The organism is Flaviramulus aquimarinus (genome assembly GCF_039543205.1).
In the GTDB taxonomy this organism is placed as follows: domain Bacteria; phylum Bacteroidota; class Bacteroidia; order Flavobacteriales; family Flavobacteriaceae; genus Flaviramulus_B; species Flaviramulus_B aquimarinus.
Map to the genome: position 1 here is coordinate 192,087 of NZ_BAABJH010000002.1, position 17,625 is coordinate 209,711.

The 17,625-nt window shown below is 34.2% G+C and carries 15 protein-coding genes; 12 read left to right on the forward strand and 3 right to left on the reverse strand.

All coding sequences use genetic code 11. The features are described from left to right. Positions 1–52: 52 nt before the first annotated feature. Positions 53–1,738: a dihydroxy-acid dehydratase gene (gene ilvD, locus ABD941_RS09225; RefSeq protein WP_345273846.1), complete on the reverse strand. Its 1,686-nt coding sequence runs from the start codon at positions 1,736–1,738 to the stop codon at positions 53–55. Positions 1,739–2,368: 630 nt separating this feature from the next. Between ilvD and metK the strand changes: the two genes are divergently transcribed. The 8 genes from metK to ABD941_RS09265 all read left to right on the forward strand — a co-directional run bounded on the left by metK (position 2,369) and on the right by ABD941_RS09265 (position 9,569). After that, positions 2,369–3,622 carry a methionine adenosyltransferase gene (metK, locus tag ABD941_RS09230; protein ID WP_345273847.1) on the forward strand — a complete coding sequence of 418 codons (1,254 nt, stop codon included), beginning with the start codon at positions 2,369–2,371 and terminating at the stop codon, positions 3,620–3,622. 115 nt (positions 3,623–3,737) lie between these two features. After that, positions 3,738–5,558, forward strand: coding sequence for a glycoside hydrolase family 2 TIM barrel-domain containing protein (locus tag ABD941_RS09235; protein ID WP_345273848.1), 1,821 nt, complete (start codon positions 3,738–3,740; stop codon positions 5,556–5,558). 204 nt (positions 5,559–5,762) lie between these two features. Next, positions 5,763–6,371, forward strand: a complete 609-nt coding sequence (locus ABD941_RS09240) for a Crp/Fnr family transcriptional regulator (RefSeq protein ID WP_345273849.1) — start codon at positions 5,763–5,765, stop codon at positions 6,369–6,371. Positions 6,372–6,410: 39 nt separating this feature from the next. Beyond that, positions 6,411–7,052, forward strand: coding sequence for a hypothetical protein (locus ABD941_RS09245; protein ID WP_345273850.1), 642 nt, complete (start codon positions 6,411–6,413; stop codon positions 7,050–7,052). Positions 7,053–7,074: 22 nt separating this feature from the next. Continuing rightward, positions 7,075–7,527, forward strand: coding sequence for a DoxX family protein (locus ABD941_RS09250; protein ID WP_345273851.1), 453 nt, complete (start codon positions 7,075–7,077; stop codon positions 7,525–7,527). 4 nt (positions 7,528–7,531) lie between these two features. Next, complete coding sequence (locus ABD941_RS09255) at positions 7,532–8,074, forward strand: NADPH-dependent FMN reductase (protein ID WP_345273852.1); 543 nt, start codon at positions 7,532–7,534, stop codon at positions 8,072–8,074. 54 nt (positions 8,075–8,128) lie between these two features. After that, positions 8,129–8,623 carry an anthrone oxygenase family protein gene (locus tag ABD941_RS09260; RefSeq protein WP_345273853.1) on the forward strand — a complete coding sequence of 165 codons (495 nt, stop codon included), beginning with the start codon at positions 8,129–8,131 and terminating at the stop codon, positions 8,621–8,623. Positions 8,624–8,735: 112 nt separating this feature from the next. Then, on the forward strand, positions 8,736–9,569 hold the full coding sequence (locus tag ABD941_RS09265) for an SDR family oxidoreductase (RefSeq protein ID WP_345273854.1): 834 nt from the start codon (positions 8,736–8,738) through the stop codon (positions 9,567–9,569). Positions 9,570–9,766: 197 nt separating this feature from the next. Here ABD941_RS09265 and ABD941_RS09270 read toward each other — a convergent pair whose 3' ends face one another. Both ABD941_RS09270 and ABD941_RS09275 read right to left on the reverse strand, forming a co-directional pair. Next, positions 9,767–12,280 (reverse strand): DUF5686 and carboxypeptidase-like regulatory domain-containing protein, encoded by a 2,514-nt coding sequence (locus tag ABD941_RS09270; protein ID WP_345273855.1) that lies wholly within the window; start codon positions 12,278–12,280, stop codon positions 9,767–9,769. Positions 12,281–12,341: 61 nt separating this feature from the next. Next, positions 12,342–13,319, reverse strand: coding sequence for a pyruvate dehydrogenase complex E1 component subunit beta (locus ABD941_RS09275; protein ID WP_345273856.1), 978 nt, complete (start codon positions 13,317–13,319; stop codon positions 12,342–12,344). A gap of 155 nt (positions 13,320–13,474) precedes the next feature. Between ABD941_RS09275 and ABD941_RS09280 the strand changes: the two genes are divergently transcribed. From ABD941_RS09280 to ABD941_RS09295, 4 genes are all read left to right on the forward strand, one after another. Beyond that, positions 13,475–14,221, forward strand: a complete 747-nt coding sequence (locus tag ABD941_RS09280; RefSeq protein WP_345273857.1) for an electron transfer flavoprotein subunit beta/FixA family protein — start codon at positions 13,475–13,477, stop codon at positions 14,219–14,221. Positions 14,222–14,301: 80 nt separating this feature from the next. Further along, the gene (locus ABD941_RS09285) at positions 14,302–15,261 is read left to right on the forward strand and encodes an electron transfer flavoprotein subunit alpha/FixB family protein (protein ID WP_345273858.1); all 960 of its coding nucleotides are present in this window, start codon (positions 14,302–14,304) and stop codon (positions 15,259–15,261) included. A gap of 122 nt (positions 15,262–15,383) precedes the next feature. Continuing rightward, complete coding sequence (locus ABD941_RS09290) at positions 15,384–16,007, forward strand: bifunctional nuclease family protein (RefSeq protein WP_345273859.1); 624 nt, start codon at positions 15,384–15,386, stop codon at positions 16,005–16,007. 16 nt (positions 16,008–16,023) lie between these two features. After that, positions 16,024–17,553, forward strand: coding sequence for a NupC/NupG family nucleoside CNT transporter (locus ABD941_RS09295; RefSeq protein ID WP_345273860.1), 1,530 nt, complete (start codon positions 16,024–16,026; stop codon positions 17,551–17,553). The last annotated feature ends 72 nt before the right edge of the window (positions 17,554–17,625 follow it).

Below are 17,625 nucleotides of genomic sequence, written 5' to 3' on the forward strand. Positions count from 1 at the left end.
GAGATTTCTGTCCCAAATACTATGGGATTTCAGAAATGAAAAACCCTAAATTTTATGCATCTGTTACACAGCCTTTTGAAGCCGATGCTACCGATTTTGCATATTTAAATAATATGCCTTTTTTGTGTTTTAACTCTGGTGCAACCCATTGCGATTTTCGTTCTGTTAATTCTTCATCAGAAAGTAATACGTTAATGGAATTATCTTCTGCACTAATTTTAATTTTATCGCCTGTTTTTAGCAATCCTATAGTGCCTCCATCTTGAGCTTCGGGTGTAATGTGTCCCACAACAAAGCCATGTGTTCCTCCAGAAAAACGACCATCGGTAATTAATGCGACTGATTTTCCTAAACCGGCTCCCATGATTAATGAGGTTGGTTTTAACATTTCTGGCATTCCTGGACCACCTTTTGGGCCTACATAACGAATGACGACAACATCACCTTTTTCTACTTCACCGTTTGAAATTCCTGTGTTAGCAGCTTGCTCGCCATCATATACAACAGCTTTGCCTTCAAACAACAAACCTTCATTTCCTGATATTTTTGCAACAGCACCTTCTGTTGCTAAATTTCCATACAAAATCTGTAGATTTCCTGAAGATTTTAAAGCTTTATCTTTTGGATAAATAACATCTTGACTATCTTTTTCAAATACAAGTGGCTCAACATTTTCTAAATTTTCAGCTAATGTTTTCCCTGTTACTGTTAAACAATCGCCATGTAAATAACCATTATCCAATAAATATTTCATTACTGCTGGTGTTCCACCAATACCGTGAACATCTTCCATCAAGTATTTTCCACTCGGTTTCAAATCGGCTATTAAAGGTGTTCTGTCGCTAACACGCTGAAAATCCTCTAATGTAAACTCAATATCTGCTGCATGTGCAATAGCTAAGAAATGCAATACCGCATTTGTAGACCCTCCTAAAGCATTTACAAGTGCAATAGCATTTTCAATAGATTTTTTAGAAATAATATCTAATGGTTTTAAATCTAATTCTAAAAGGTTTTTAATAGCTATAGCTGTTCTTTCGCTTTCTGATAATTTATTTGGATTTTCTGCAGGAATAGATGAATTATAGGGTAATGCAAACCCCATACATTCAATGGCTGAAGCCATAGTATTTGCGGTATACATTCCACCACAAGCACCGGCACCTGGAATGGCGCTTTTTATAATATCTCTATACTCATCCTCATCAATTTCGCCAGCCACTTTTTGGCCTAAAGCTTCAAAAGCAGAAACAATATTTAACTTTCTACCTTTATAATTCCCTGAGGCTATAGTCCCTCCATACATCATAATCGATGGGCGATTTAAACGCAACATAGCAATAACAGCACCTGGCATATTCTTATCACAACCAACTACAGAAATAAGCGCATCATAACTTTGAGCATTCATAACCGTTTCTATAGAATCTGCAATAATATCTCTAGAGGCTAAAGAATAATTCATACCTGAAGTCCCCATTGAAATACCATCACTAACACCAATAGTATTAAATCCTAAACCAACTAAATCAGCTATTTTGCATTCAATCTTAACTTCGGCAGCTAAACCATTTAAATGCATGTTACACGGATTTCCGTCATAGCCCGTACTAGCAATACCTACTTGGGCTTTTTTCATATCCTCATCAGTCAATCCTACAGCGTATAACATGGCTTGAGATGCTGGCTGAGACTCATCTTGTGTTAATCTTTTACTATGTTTATTAAGTTCTTTCATATTTATTACAGAAAAAATCGCTTATCTTTATTATTGATGATTATTTTATTACTTTTTTAAGATTTTTAACAAAAAATCCTCAATTTGCTTAAAATAGGCTTCGAAATTAATTTATTAGGTTTTTATACGGTTTCCTCTTTATTATTTATGGTTAAACTCACAACCATTAAAAACATCATAAACCACTATTTTACAGATATTTAGATTGTTTTTTTTATGATGTTCAAAAATGAAAAAATAATGCATAAAAAAAGCCTTCAGTTTTAAGAAGGCTGTTTTTATTTATTTTTAGTTTAAATATAGCATTCTCTAGCCTTGTGATATATTCACAATGACAATAATAGAAATGATATTTAATAGTTGATGCTTCATTTTGTTATCACAAATATTTATTAATAAAACTTAATACTCAAAATTTTTATTAAAAAAGAAAAAATATATGTGCATACTCTTTTATTTTTTTACTTTTGCCATCACAAATAATAGAGGAAAGATTTGACTGATTGCAACCTCTTCTGAATTGTTTTTTGAATCGAAAGTTCCTGAAACACATTCAGAATTTAAAAAATGCTAAAGGCAGTGTAAACTTCCTTCGACGTTATCGTCAAATCTTACCATAAAATATAAAATATGGCTTATTTATTCACTTCAGAAAGTGTTTCTGAAGGACATCCAGACAAGGTCGCTGACCAAATTAGCGATGCTTTAATTGATAACTTTTTGGCTTTTGATACAGAATCTAAAGTCGCCTGCGAAACTTTGGTTACCACAGGTCAAGTTGTACTTGCTGGCGAGGTAAAATCCAAAACATATTTAGATGTACAAAAAATTGCTAGAGACACTATAAACAAAATTGGCTACACTAAAGGCGAATATATGTTTGACGGCAATTCATGTGGTGTACTGTCTGCTATACACGAACAGTCTGAAGACATCAACCAAGGAGTTGACCGAGGAACTAAAGAACAACAGGGTGCTGGCGACCAAGGTATGATGTTTGGTTATGCCACTAACGAAACTGAAAATTTTATGCCTTTGGCTTTAGATTTATCGCATAGAATTTTAAAGGAACTTGCTGAATTACGTCGCGAAAACCAAGATATCACTTATTTAAGACCGGATTCTAAAAGTCAGGTAACTATCGAATATAGTGATGATAATATTCCACAACGCATTGATGCCATTGTGGTATCAACCCAACATGATGATTTTGCCGATGATGATACCATGCTTGCAAAAATCAGAAAAGATATTGTTGATATTTTAATTCCACGTGTGGTTGCAAAGCTTCCTGAAGCCATCCAAAAACTATTTAACTCAGATATTACATATCATATAAATCCAACCGGAAAGTTTGTTATTGGTGGACCTCATGGAGACACGGGATTGACCGGACGTAAAATTATTGTGGATACTTACGGAGGTAAAGGTGCCCATGGTGGTGGTGCTTTTTCGGGAAAAGACCCTAGTAAAGTTGATAGAAGTGCTGCTTACGCCACACGTCATATTGCTAAAAATTTAGTCGCTGCTGGTGTTGCTGATGAAATTTTAGTACAAGTCAGTTATGCTATTGGTGTGGTTGAGCCTATGGGAATTTTTGTGGACACTTACGGCACCTGTTCGTTTAATATGACAGATGGCGAAATTGCTAAAAAAGTATCTCAGCTTTTTGATATGCGCCCATTCGCTATTGAAGATCGCTTAAAATTACGTTCGCCCATGTATAGCGAAACGGCTGCTTATGGCCATATGGGACGTAATAGCAAAACAGTAACTAAAACATTTTCGCAACCTAATGGCGAAACCAAAACCCTAGATGTTGAATTATTTACTTGGGAGAAATTAGACTATGTTGATAAAGTAAAAGAAGCTTTTGGGTTGTAAATTTAAGCTACAACCTTAAATAAATATTGAAAAGACTGCCTTATATAGGGGCAGTCTTTTTTTTAATGTAATTTAATTTTCATATTATTATAGTAATAAACCATTTTCTATAATAATGAACAGGTCCTTTATCCATTTTACATTTGCCTTTTTTCTCACTTTGCTTTTAAATTTCAATGTAAAAGCCCAAACCACTATTAAGAAAATTGATAATGTTTGGACATTAATGGTCGACGGTAAACCATTTGAAGTCAAAGGTGCGACATTTGGATACGATAAACATGTGGAACATTATGACCGTTATTTTAAAGATTTAAATTTTTTAGGTGTAAACACCATAAGAACGTGGGCAACAGGAAAGAACACATTAAAACTCCTTGATGCAGCCCAGGCTCATGGTATAAAAGTTATGGTAGGTATTTGGATGCGACATGGACGCCCAGGCATGGAAGATGATGATAGTTTTAATTATCTGGAAGATAAAAAAGGCATGGAAGTCATGTATAATGGTGCCATAGAAACCGTAGAAAAGTACAAAGACCATCCTGCTGTACTGACATGGGGTATTGGCAATGAGGTTTACCTAAATATGACTACGGATGAAGAAAAAGAAGCCTACTCTATACTTTTAGAAAAAATTTGCAGTAAGATTAAAACCTTAGACCCTGATCATCCCATTACTTCGGTAGAAGCTTGGACTTTTGGATTAGAGTGGTGGGAAAAATTAGTACCGTCCATTGATATTTATGGTTTAAACAGCTATGGTCCTGGTGCTGGTGTTTTAGCTTCAGAAATAGAAAAAAGAGGCATTGACAAACCTTATGTTATTACTGAATTTGGTATAACTGGCGAATGGGATATCAAACAGACAAAAAACGAGATTAAAGTAGAACCAACAGATCAACAAAAATATGACGCTATTGCAACCGGGTATCATGACTGGATTAAAAACAAACCAGCATGTTTAGGCGTGTATGTGTTTCATTATGCAAGTGGCAATGCTTTTATTTCTCCGTGGTTATTTACCCATCACAAAACCATGTACCGTCCGCAATATTGGGCTATTAGAGAAGCTTATACAGGGCTTAAACCCATTAACAACATCCCTATAATTGAAACTTTTGAGTTTGCCAATTCTAATTACGATAGCGGATTATGGATCCCAGCTATTTTAAAAATATCAGATATTGAAAATGAAAATTTAGATGTCAGTTTCTATTACAACCAACGTACTGGTAGTCGAAAACGACGCGACCAAATCAATCCCCTTAATTATAGAGCTACAGGTAATGGAGGTTATTTAATTCAAGTACCAAAGGAAGATGGCCCCATAAAAATATATGTAAACGTTAAAGACACTTATAACAATGTAGGTATTGCATCCACATCTGTTGTAGCAAGTGACAAAGATGCCAAAAACAGAACCTATTTAGTTCCTAAAGCCCGTTTACCTTTTTATGTGTATAAGGATGGTGATGATTTACCATACTTTCCATCGGCCTATATGGGAAACTACAAAGCTATTAGCGTAGATACCCATAGCAAAAATGATGTGTATTCGGGTTCAGCCTCTTTAAAGATTAGTTATAACCAAGTTTACGATTGGTATGGCCTTGGTCTTGTTGACCCTGCAAATGATTGGGGCGATATTCTTGGTGGTTATGACATTTCTGAAGCCACTACATTTAGTTTTTGGGCCAAAGCAAGTAATAGAAACGTAACTGCTAAAATAGGTTTTGGCTTAATTGGTAAGGATAAACCATATCCAGATTCCGCAAAAAAAACTATAGAGGTTAAACTAACCACAAAGTGGAAAAAATATACCATTAAAACTAAAAATTTAGACCTTAGCTGTATCCGTTCTGGTTTGGTTATTTTTTCGAGTGGTAATCGTGTCGAGCATCAAATTTATTTTGATGATGTTGTTTTTGAATAGACAATTATAATTTTATAAATCTTGAAAAGGCTCCCTTTTTAGGGCCATCTTTTTTTGTTTTTTCAATACTTGAATTTGTCAGAAAAATTAGCTAAATTTGTTTAACATTAAATATAAAGCATTAAAATAATTTTATAATAAGTCGTTAACAATAATTATATAAAATGTCTAAAAAAAGGCAACTAAATCAAAAATAAGCCTGAATTGAACTACAAAGAATCATATACATTAATACTTAATAATATAGCGAGGTTTATTGATTTAACTGAGTTAGAAAAGCAAAAATACCTCTCATTACTTACAGAAATAAAAGTCAAAAAAAAAGCATTTTTGATGCAGGCAGGTGATGTTACTAAGTATGAATATTTTGTTACAAAAGGATGCTTAAAAGTTTACACCATAAATGAAGACGGCGCACCTCATATATCTATGTTTGCCGTAGAAGATTATTGGACAGGTGATATTGCAAGTTTTATGACTAAAGAATCTACACGATATTTCATTACAGCTACAGAGGATTCTGAGTTATTAGGTATTTCGCGGACTAATTATGAATTGCTTTTTCAAGAGATCCCAAAATTTGAAAGGTTTTATCGTATTCTATATCAAAGGTCATTAATTAGTTATATAAGACGTTCAAATCACGGTATTTCATTAACCGCAGAGGAAAGATATATAGAGTTCAAAAAGAAATACCCAAATGTTGTTAATAGAGTTACTCAAAAAGACTTAGCAGGTTATATTGGCATTACACCAGAATTTATGAGTAAGATTATTACAAAAGTCAACCGAAAGCAAAAAGTCTTAAACTAGTTCATTTTTTTTCATGTGTTCCTATCGGAATTTTGAAGCATGAAAAAAATCACAATTATCACTTTTCTTTTAATCATTGGGTCTTCACATTCTTTGCAAGCTCAAATTACTCAAGTAGAACTGTTTTCAGGATTTGATAAAACAGATTTTACATTATTCTCAAGCTATCCTATTAACAAAAGTCAGACGCTTAGTCTAAATACGCTGGCTTTCTTTCAAAAGTTTAAAAAAGAAAATCAAAAATATGATGAGGTTGGTCTACAACCAACATTGTTTTGGAATATTACCAAAAATATTGCTCTAGGACCTTCCACATACTATAACAGCTTTGCAGGCTATTCTGAACGGCTATCAGCAAAGTACACATTGAAAAGTTCACGCCTAGTATTAGTATTGATACCAACAGCTGCGCACTCAGAACAAACTGATACTAGTTATGCTGAAGTATTTGTGCAAATTCAATATAACAAACCTCTAAATAACAATCTATCACTCTGGTTAAACGGTCAGTTCTTAACCATTTGGGATGAGTTTAATATGCATTCAAGAAGTTATCAGCAGTTGAGGTTTGGTGTGTCCTTTTATAACCATCAGGTAGGTATTGGTTTTGATATTGACCAATACGGATTAAAGCCTATAGAAAAAACATCCTTCGGATTTTATTATCGAATAACTATATAATCAATTTTAAATCTTAAACATTATGAAAAATTTAGTAAACCAACTTTTAAAGACAAATCCAATCATTGGATTAAGTATCGCACGCTGGACGCTTGGATTAGTACTATTTCCTCATGGCGCACAAAAATTATTAGGACTCTTTGGTGGATATGGCTATTCCGCAACCATAGAATCATTAACCACCCAAATGGATTTGCCTAGCATCGTCGCTTTCTCAGTGATAATGATTGAGTTTTTCGGCTCTATTTCATTGGTTTTAGGGTTCTTCGCTAGATTTTGGGCAATAGCACTTGTTAGCATGTTTACTGGCATTATTATTACAACACAGCTAGAACACGGCTTTTTTATGAACTGGTTTGGAAATCAAGCAGGTGAAGGTTATGAATATTCACTTTTAGTTATCGGTATTGCTTTAAGTATCGTAATTAATGGAAGTGGGAAATGGTCTATAGATGGTTTAATCTCAAAAAAATAGAAAAATGAAAAAAATAATCACAATAGCAGGAAGTAATAGTCAAAAATCTATCAACAAACAATTGCTATCCTATACATCTGGTTCACTAGAACATGCAGAACTTTTTCCGATTGACTTAAACGATTATGTGCTGCCTATTTATGGTGTTGATTTCGAAGATGAAAATGGCATACCGACAGCCATTAAAAGGCTTAATAAATTATTTGATAAAGCTGATGGATTTATAATCGCATTAGCAGAACACAATGGAACTTACACCGCAGTATTTAAAAACATTTTAGACTGGTTGTCTCGCGCTAATATAAAAGTATGGCGAGATAAGCCCATGCTCTTAATGGCTACCTCACCTGGTGGTCGCGGTGGAGCTAATGTATTACAGGCTGCCGTTAACTATTTTCCTTTTTTAGGCGCTAATGTGGTAGCAGATTTTTTCTTGCCCAGTTTCTTTGACAATTTCACAGAGAATGGTATTTCAAATGCTGATTTAAAGGAAGAATTAACTCAAAAAGTTCAACTTTTCGAACAAATCATAATTCTTTTGGAATAAGTGATTCACACAAAGCAACTTTAGATTTGTGTCATAATTTAAAAACAATCAAACATGGAAATTAAAATAAGACTCATCGTATTAATGCTAAGTATACTATTTACAGGTATCACCGCTGGATTATGTTTTACATGGTCCAATGCCATTACACCTGGTATTGGTAGATTAGATGACTTAGGCTTCTTACAATCCTTTCAGGCTATGAATCGTACTATTCTCAATGGTAGTTTTCTTACGGTGTTTTTTGGTCCTGTGATACTCTTATTCATTAATACTATTTTACATCGTCATGCACATCCTACAACATTGATGTTATTTTTCATAGCAGCTATTTTATACTTCGTAGGCATAGGCATTATAACTGTTTTTAAAAATGTACCGCTCAATGAGATGCTAGATAAAACAGTATTAGAAAACCTCTCTGCATTTGAGCTTAAAGATTTGCGAACAAAATTTGAGCAACCATGGAATCGCTGGCACATTCAGCGAACAATTGCATCGTTTACATCGTTTTCATTCTTATTAGTTGGACTGATTTATTCGAAATAAGAATCTATAAATCAATTCGGGAAAATAGAAAATAATAAACATCAATTAAGAATAAACAAAAATGCTTCAGGTTTCTGAAGTGAAGTATTAATCAAATAATAAAAATCAAATTATGAACTCTAACATTTTAGTCATCGGCGGAACAGGAAAGACAGGTCGCCGAGTAGTAGAACAATTACAAAACAAAGGAATTGAACCTAGAATTGGTTCAAGAAACGCATCACCAGGCTTTGATTGGGACAATAAAGACACTTGGGTAAATGCTTTAAACGGCATCGAAAAAATGTATGTTACTTATTATCCAGACTTGGCAGTTCCTGGAGCCAAAGAAGCCATACAGAGTTTAACTTATTTGGCTAAAGAATTAGAAGTAAAAAAAATGGTTTTGCTTTCTGGAAAAGGTGAAACCGAAGCGGAAGCTTGCGAAAAAATTGTCATGGATTCTGGTATCGATTACACGATAGTTAGAGCATCTTGGTTTAACCAAAATTGGAGTGAAAGTTTCTTTTTAGAGCCGATTCTATCGGGTGAAGTAGCACTACCAATGTCTGATGTCTTAATTCCGTTTGTAGATGCCAATGATATTGCCGAAGTTGCTGCCACTGTTTTACTGGATGATTCTTATAATGGAAAAATCATTGAAGTAACAGGTCCAGAATTAATTACTTTTAAGGATATCATTAATATCATTTCAAAGACCAGTAAAAGACATTTAAACTTTTACGACATCACATTGGAACAGTATATCGATGGTATGAAAAAAATGCAAATACCTAATGACGTTGTTTGGTTAATCGAGTATTTATTTAGCCATGTTTTAACTAATCCAAAAAATCAACAGGTTGTTAATGATATTGAGCAAGTTTTAGGTAGAAAAGCAAAAACATTCTTAGAATATGCAGAAGAAACTGCTAAAACAGGAATTTGGAGTCCAGTTAAAATCTAATAACTATTGGCAACACCAGCAATCGTTGCAAAAGGTTCTAAAAAACAGATATACTAACTCAAAAGCTTCTATTTAAGAAGCTTTTGTTTTTTCAATAATTAATTTTATAAGAAAAGTAACTAAATTTGTTTAGCATTAGACACAAAACATTAAAACGATTTCATATCAAGTCGTTAAACAAACCATCCCAAAAAAACCTAAAAATAAAACCCAAAACTTCCTGTAATCCCAAATTTTCTGGCATCAGGATACATGACCTCATCTTTATAATTCCCTCTAAAATTAAAGTCTAATCGAAACACTTTAAATATATTACCAACACCAAAGCTGTATTCATAATAAGGATCCTTTGATGGCGCTACCAAAGGAATAGCATTTTGTAAACCCGTATCGTTAAGTCTTAAGTTTTCATCTGAAATGTCGCCCCAAACACCTCTTATGCTTACAATTTCACGAAGATTAAGTTTTCGTAAGAAAGGAATTCTTGAAAATAGACGTCCGTTAAAATTATGTTCAAAATGGAAAGAGGTGTACGTATCAGATACAAACTCGTAAAAATCCAATTGTGAGAAGGTATTATAAATTGAAAAGTAGGATTGGTTTCCTGGAATAACACTCAATAAACCCAAGGGCACCTCGCCAAAGGTTTTACCAGCTTCAATACTAGTGGTTAATCTTCCAAAACCACCCATCTGCCAAGGCTGTATGTATGAAAACTGAACTTTGGTGTAATCGAAATCGCTATCAAACACACCTTTATCACCGCGAGTCACTTGTGCAAAAAGACGCGCGAAATCATCATTTGCCGTTCGACGTTCCACACCAAAACCGGTCATTTTTCGCTTTGGAAAATAGGACAATGACAATGTCGATTCAAACTGTTTAATTTCCGACGAAAGTCCCGTTGGCGAATCATCATCGACATAATCCAGACTAAAGGTTGGCGATGCCGATTCCAAAGTACGGTAGTTTCCACCCAATCTTAAAATAACATTTCGTAAAGGTTCAGCCTGAATAGCTAAACTGGTTAAGTTTATAGACGTCAACTTATCATTTGCACTGGTACCAACCACAGAAGAGGATGCTAAACTTCGTCCTAAAACATCTGTAGAATTGGTTAAACTGGCGCCTATTTGCTCAACATCCCGCCTATTGCCACCAGAAATAATTAAACGACTCTTTTTATCTAGTAACCATTTAGCTGAAATACCATATTTAAACTTATCATCTCTAAAACCATAAGCCAAAAACCCTTCCAATCGCCATAGGTCATTCCTACCAAAATAGGTTCGACCGCCGGCACGTAAGCGCAAACCTTCTACTTCATTAAACCCAAAGGTTGAAAAAATAGGACCATAATCCAAAGGTAAAGTGTTAAACTCAATATAACCCGATGATAAAATACTTCCTATATTATACAAACGCTTAAACTTCTTTACCGTTTTTAAAGTATCCAACATCTTATAAACCCCTAGTTCATCTTTATTTAGAGCTTCTAATCGGTTGTCATTCCAAAAGGCATCATCTCTATCATAAACATCCTTATCATAATTATAAACTTCGGCTTCATAGAATTTTTTGTCTTTTTCTATATCGAATTCATAATTATTGTACAAGGTGGTTCGTTTACCATAAACACCTCTAGATTTTTCCTTTTTACTAAACGCAAAATCGGACATCATATAGTCTCGTTTTACAAGAAATAATGAATCGTTTAACACATCAAACTCTTGCTCTATGTAAATTTCTTTTACCCAGTTTATATTGGCACTTTTTGAAGCTTGAAGATTAATTTCCTTAATCGCATAGGTGGTATCAGCTACCCAAAAATCACCTTTAAAAGTCAGTTCATTTTTTCGTCTTGGATAATAAATAACATTGTAACACCACTTATTATCTATAAACGCACTATCGGACAATACATAATTATAAGTATTAATTCCTGTTTTTGACAAGGGACTTACAAAGCTTTTATCGAAGAACTTTAAATAGTTATCATAAACATTAAAATCGGAATACAAATCATCTACAAAATCGATAATGGTTTGATTATCACTAAACCCTGAGTTTTTATTTCCTTTTAAAACTTCTTTGTTTTTATTGACAACATTATCACCATAAACCTTTGAAACGGCTTCATTAATAAACATCGGCAAATAGGTTTTACCCGTTACTCTTGAGGTATCAACTTCATTAAACACAAATTCCATACCTCTAAAAAGCTTACTTTTTATAAGTGCACTATCAATGGTATTGAGGTCGAATTCTACTTTTTCATATTTATCGTATTCGTATTGCTTAAACTGTTTTAAACCATTGCTCCGTTTATTGGCCCAGATTTTTCTGAGTAAGTCTATAGCTGGATTATTCTTTTTCGATTGTTTTCCTGAAATAATAACCACAGCATCTAATGCTGCTGCTTCCTCTTTAAGTATGAATTTTAGGTTATAGTTTACTTTTTTATCGAGTGGTATATTTAACGTTTCATACCCAATAAAAGACACATTTAAAGCCTCCCAGGTTTCAGGAGATTCTAAATAAAATTTTCCGTTTTCGTTAGTAATGGTCCCTTGTGTAGATCCTTTAAATATTATGGTTGCAAACGATACAGGTTCATTAAATTCATCAAACACATAACCACTAACTTTAGTTTGTGCGACTATGGAAAAAATTCCGAGAAAGAAAAGGGCAATAAGTAATCTTATATTCATAACACAAAAAAACTTCATCAACAATCGCTAATGAAGTCTATATAACGTAAAAAATATTAATTTATTTGTACAACACTTTTTTTACAGCTTTAATAACCTCGTCCTTATTTGGCAACCATTCTTCTAATAAAACTGGAGAGTATGGTGCAGGCGTATCTGCTGTATTTATTTTTACAACTGGCGCATCTAAATAATCAAATGCTTCAGATTGTACCAAATAAGTAATTTCAGTAGCCACATTTCCAAAAGGCCAGGCTTCTTCTAAAACTACTAATCTGTTAGTTTTTTTAACCGATTCTAAAATAGCTTTTCTATCTAAAGGACGAACAGTACGTAAATCGATAATTTCACAAGAAATACCTTCCTGTTCTAATTCGTCTGCAGCTTTATAAGCTTCTTTTATTATTTTACCGAACGATATAATGGTTACATCGGTACCTTCTCTTTTGGTTTCTGCTACGCCTAATGGAATAATATATTCGCCTTCTGGCACTTCGCCTTTATCGCCATACATTTGCTCACTTTCCATAAAGATAACCGGGTCATCATCACGAATGGATGCTTTTAACAAGCCTTTAGCATCATATGGATTTGATGGCACAACCACTTTTAAACCAGGTGTATTAGCAAACCAATTTTCAAAAGCTTGGGAGTGTGTTGCTCCTAATTGACCTGCAGAACCTGTAGGGCCACGAAATACAATTGGACACTTAAACTGCCCGCCAGACATTTGTCTGATTTTTGCAGCATTATTTATAATTTGATCAATTCCAACTAATGAGAAATTAAAGGTCATATATTCCACAATAGGTCTATTACCAGTCATGGTAGAACCAATAGCTACTCCAGCAAAACCTAGTTCTGCAATAGGTGTATCAATAACACGCTTTTCACCAAATTCATCTAACATGCCTTTTGATGCTTTATAAGCACCGTTATACTCTGCTACTTCCTCACCCATTAAATAAACGCTTTCATCTCTGCGCATTTCTTCGCTCATCGCTTCGCAAATAGCTTCTCTAAATTGAATTGTCTTCATTAAATATATTTTAATTCGAATTGCAAAAATAACAATAAATGAGATACCTTTTTACAAGATTTTTTAAAATTTACTATGCACGCATAGTAAATATATAGAATAAAATAATTAACTTCGTTGCTTGAAAAAATTAAGACATTTTAATATATAAAAAAATGAAAATATTAGTATGTATAAGTCATGTGCCAGACACAACTTCGAAGATTAATTTTAGTGATGATAACACTAAATTTGATACTAATGGCGTGCAGTTTGTTATAAATCCAAATGACGAATTTGGGTTAACCCGTGCCATGTGGTTTAAAGAAAAAGAAGGCGCCCAAGTTACCGTAGTAAATGTTGGTGGTACAGAAACCGAACCTACAATGCGTAAAGCCTTGGCTATTGGTGCAGATGCCGCTATTCGTGTGAATACCCCTGCTACTGATGGTTTTTCGGTAGCCAAACAACTTGCCAACGTTATTAATGATGGCGGGTATGATTTGGTTATTGCTGGTCGTGAATCTATTGACTACAATGGCGGTATGGTTCCGGGTATGATTGCCGGCCTAACCCATGCTAACTTTGTAAATAACTGTATTGGCCTTGAAATTGATGGTACTAAAGCTACAGCCGTAAGAGAAATTGATGGCGGTAAAGAAACTGTTTCTACAGCATTACCATTAATTATTGGCGGGCAAAAAGGATTGGTTGAAGAAAGTGATTTACGTATTCCTAATATGAGAGGTATTATGATGGCTCGTAAAAAACCTTTAACGGTTGTTGAGCCTATAGATACTAATGCTGAAACCACATCGGTTTCATTTGAAAAACCTGCTCCTAAAGGTGCGGTTACTTTAGTATCTCCAGATAATTTAGACGAATTGGTAAACCTACTTCATAATGAAGCCAAGGTGATTTAATAACCAAATTTCAAATACTAGATTCCAACATTTTGATATTTGGAATTTATATTTTGGGATTTATATTTTTGAAAAATATTATGTCAGTTTTAGTATATACAGAATCAGAACAAGGATTATTTAAAAAAACAGCTTTAGAAGTTGCTTCATATGCCAAAGCAGTTGCAAATCAATTAGGAACAACCGTTACCGCTATTGCTATTAACGCAAATGATGTATCCGCTTTAGGAAACTACGGTGTTAATAAAGTTCTAAGTGTAAAAAATGCACAATTAGATGCTTTTAATGCAGACGCTTATGCAGCAAGTATTAAACAAGCTGCAGAACAAGAAGGCGCTAAAGTTGTTGTAGTGAGCTCAAGTGCAGACAGTAAATATTTAGCCCCGCTTTTAGCAGTTGGCTTAAATGCTGGTTATGCATCTAATGTGGTAGAAGCCCCCTCAAATACGAGTCCGTTTACAGTAAAACGTACCGCATTTACCAATAAGGCTTTTGAAACGATTCAAATAAATACCGATGTAAAAATTATTGGTGTTTCCAATAATGCTTTCGGATTGGTTGAAAATACAGGTAACGCTTCCGCTGAAGAATTCACACCTACCATTCCAGAATTGGGCGTTACTTTAGCATCTGTGGATAAAGCAACAGATAAAGTCACCATTGCTGATGCCGAAATCGTAGTTTCTGCAGGTCGTGGTTTAAAAGGCCCAGAAAACTGGGGCATGGTTGAAGAACTTGCTGATGTTTTAGGTGCAGCCACCGCTTGCTCCAAACCCGTTTCCGATTTGGGCTGGAGACCTCATAGTGAACACGTAGGGCAAACTGGTAAGCCTGTAGCTTCAAACTTATATATTGCCATAGGAATTTCAGGAGCCATTCAACATTTAGCAGGTATTAATGCCTCAAAGGTAAAAGTTGTTATTAATACAGACCCAGAAGCACCCTTCTTTAAAGCTGCCGATTACGGTGTTGTTGGCGATGCTTTTCAAGTCGTTCCAGAACTCATTGAAAAATTAAGAACATTTAAAGGGCAACAATAAATAAATTTTTATAAATTGTATAGTAGTTTAGAACTGCTTAAATTAGCATTTTATGCTTAAATCTGTTTAAAACAGTTTGGTAAAGTTCTAATTTAAACAGTTCTTTGCGTTTTTTATAAATTATGAGTTTAGTAAGATTAAATATAAAAGGGATATCCTATAGCCAAACCCAAAACGGTGCTTATGCATTAATTTTGAATGAAGTAGATGGCGATCGTAAACTTCCTATTGTTATTGGTGCTTTTGAAGCTCAGTCTATTGCCATTGCTTTAGAAAAGGAAATTAGTCCACCAAGACCATTAACACACGATTTATTTAAAAATTTTGCAGATCGATTTGATATTGTTGTCAAACAAGTTATTATTCACAAACTTGTTGATGGTGTTTTCTATTCAAGTTTAATTTGCGAACGCGATAAAATCGAAGAAATTATTGACGCCAGAACAAGTGATGCCATAGCATTGGCCCTTCGTTTTCAAGCGCCAATATTTACTTATAAAAATATTCTTGATAAAGCTGGTATTTACTTAAAAGTAAGTCCTAAAAAAGAAGACGAAGATGAAGAAAATCAAGATAGTATTTTAATGGATGAGTTAGTAGCCAATGAATTAGAAGTAAGCGAACCTCGCGAAAATTTTAAAGGAAAAACGTTAGAAGAACTCCAAACGTTGTTAGAAGAAGCCGTTACTAATGAAGATTACGAAAAAGCAGCACATATTCGTGATGAAATCTCAAAACGAGAATAATACCAATAATTAAATTATGAGAAAGTTGTTTTTGTCTATTGTTGCTCTATTTTTATTTTTTACTTCAACAAGCATAGCACAAAATTCAGACAAAACAGAACAGCTTGAAAATATTGAAACCGTTTCGGAAACAGAAACCATATTGGTAGACTCAACGACCATTAATTTTTCTGAAACGGACACTTCAAACACCACCAAAACATCCGCTTTAAACAAACCAAAAGATACTATAATACCAAGTCAAGGGTTCTCTATAAGTAGCTTATGGCGTGGTGTTCTAGGAATGGTGACTTTAATTGTAGTCGCTTTTCTTTTTAGTAGTAACAGAAGAGCCATTGATTGGAAAATTGTGGGTATTGGATTAGCCTTTCAATTACTTATAGCCATTGGTGTTCTAAAAGTTGAATTTATTAAAACCATTTTTGAATTTATTGGTGGGCTTTTTGTAAGCGTTTTAGATTTTACAAGAGCAGGAAGCAAGTTTTTATTTGAAGGTTTGGTCGTAGATATGGATACTTTCGGATTCATTTTTGCATTTCAGGTCTTACCAACCATTATATTCTTTTCAGCTTTAACATCGGTTTTATTCTATTTGGGCATCATCCAAAAAGTAGTAAAAGCTATGGCATGGTTACTGTCAAAAGCTTTAAAAATATCGGGAGCAGAAAGTTTAAGTGTAGCCGGAAATATCTTTTTAGGTCAAACAGAAGCACCACTTTTAATAAAAGCCTATTTAGAAAAAATGAACAAATCAGAAATGCTTTTGGTCATGATTGGAGGCATGGCAACTGTTGCAGGTGCTGTATTAGCTGCGTATATTGGATTTTTGGGAGGTGATGACCCCGTTTTAAGATTGTTTTATGCCAAACACCTTTTAGCAGCATCGGTTATGGCAGCTCCTGGCGCTATAGTTATTTCAAAAATATTGTATCCGCAGACTGAAAATGTTAATACCGATGTATCCGTTTCACAAGAAAAAATAGGGTCTAATTTTTTAGACGCTATTGCTAACGGAACTACTGAAGGCTTAAAACTAGCCGTTAATGTTGGCGCTATGCTTTTAGTATTTGTAGCGTTCATTGCTATGTTTAATGGCATTTTAGGATGGATTGGCGATGTATCGTCTATAAATAAATGGATAGCAACTAATACGGCTTATGACAGTTTATCACTTGAACTTATTTTAGGTTATGCTTTTGCACCACTCATGTGGCTTATTGGTGTTGCTAAAGAGGATATGGCGCTTATGGGTCAACTTTTAGGTATCAAATTAGCCGCAAGCGAATTTATAGGTTATATCCAATTAAGAGATTTAAAAAATGTTGCCAGTACAATACATCTTAGCTACGAAAAATCAATAATTATGGCTACTTATATGCTTTGTGGTTTTGCAAATTTTGCATCCATAGGCATACAAATTGGCGGCATAGGATCATTAGCTCCAGGACAACGCAAAACCCTATCCAAATTTGGAATGAAAGCCCTCATAGGCGGCACCATTGCTTCATTAATTTCAGCAACTATTGCGGGAATGATTATTGGATAATCGAATACTTGCTTTTGCAGGAATCTCATTTTGTATAGTTAATAACTTTATAATATATATTAAAACATCTGG

What these genes read in the sequence shown, in the direction of transcription:
- ABD941_RS09290 (WP_345273859.1), top strand. Translation starts at nt 15,384, where the DNA reads ATGAGTTTAGTAAGATTAAATATAAAAGGGATATCCTATAGCCAAACC.
- metK (WP_345273847.1), top strand. Translation starts at nt 2,369, where the DNA reads ATGGCTTATTTATTCACTTCAGAAAGTGTTTCTGAAGGACATCCAGAC.
- ABD941_RS09295 (WP_345273860.1), top strand. Translation starts at nt 16,024, where the DNA reads ATGAGAAAGTTGTTTTTGTCTATTGTTGCTCTATTTTTATTTTTTACT.
- ABD941_RS09280 (WP_345273857.1), top strand. Translation starts at nt 13,475, where the DNA reads ATGAAAATATTAGTATGTATAAGTCATGTGCCAGACACAACTTCGAAG.
- ABD941_RS09285 (WP_345273858.1), top strand. Translation starts at nt 14,302, where the DNA reads ATGTCAGTTTTAGTATATACAGAATCAGAACAAGGATTATTTAAAAAA.
- ABD941_RS09255 (WP_345273852.1), top strand. Translation starts at nt 7,532, where the DNA reads ATGAAAAAAATAATCACAATAGCAGGAAGTAATAGTCAAAAATCTATC.
- ABD941_RS09235 (WP_345273848.1), top strand. Translation starts at nt 3,738, where the DNA reads ATGAACAGGTCCTTTATCCATTTTACATTTGCCTTTTTTCTCACTTTG.
- ABD941_RS09250 (WP_345273851.1), top strand. Translation starts at nt 7,075, where the DNA reads ATGAAAAATTTAGTAAACCAACTTTTAAAGACAAATCCAATCATTGGA.
- ABD941_RS09260 (WP_345273853.1), top strand. Translation starts at nt 8,129, where the DNA reads ATGGAAATTAAAATAAGACTCATCGTATTAATGCTAAGTATACTATTT.
- ABD941_RS09270 (WP_345273855.1), bottom strand. Translation starts at nt 12,280, where the DNA reads ATGAATATAAGATTACTTATTGCCCTTTTCTTTCTCGGAATTTTTTCC.
- ilvD (WP_345273846.1), bottom strand. Translation starts at nt 1,738, where the DNA reads ATGAAAGAACTTAATAAACATAGTAAAAGATTAACACAAGATGAGTCT.
- ABD941_RS09265 (WP_345273854.1), top strand. Translation starts at nt 8,736, where the DNA reads ATGAACTCTAACATTTTAGTCATCGGCGGAACAGGAAAGACAGGTCGC.
- ABD941_RS09245 (WP_345273850.1), top strand. Translation starts at nt 6,411, where the DNA reads ATGAAAAAAATCACAATTATCACTTTTCTTTTAATCATTGGGTCTTCA.
- ABD941_RS09275 (WP_345273856.1), bottom strand. Translation starts at nt 13,319, where the DNA reads ATGAAGACAATTCAATTTAGAGAAGCTATTTGCGAAGCGATGAGCGAA.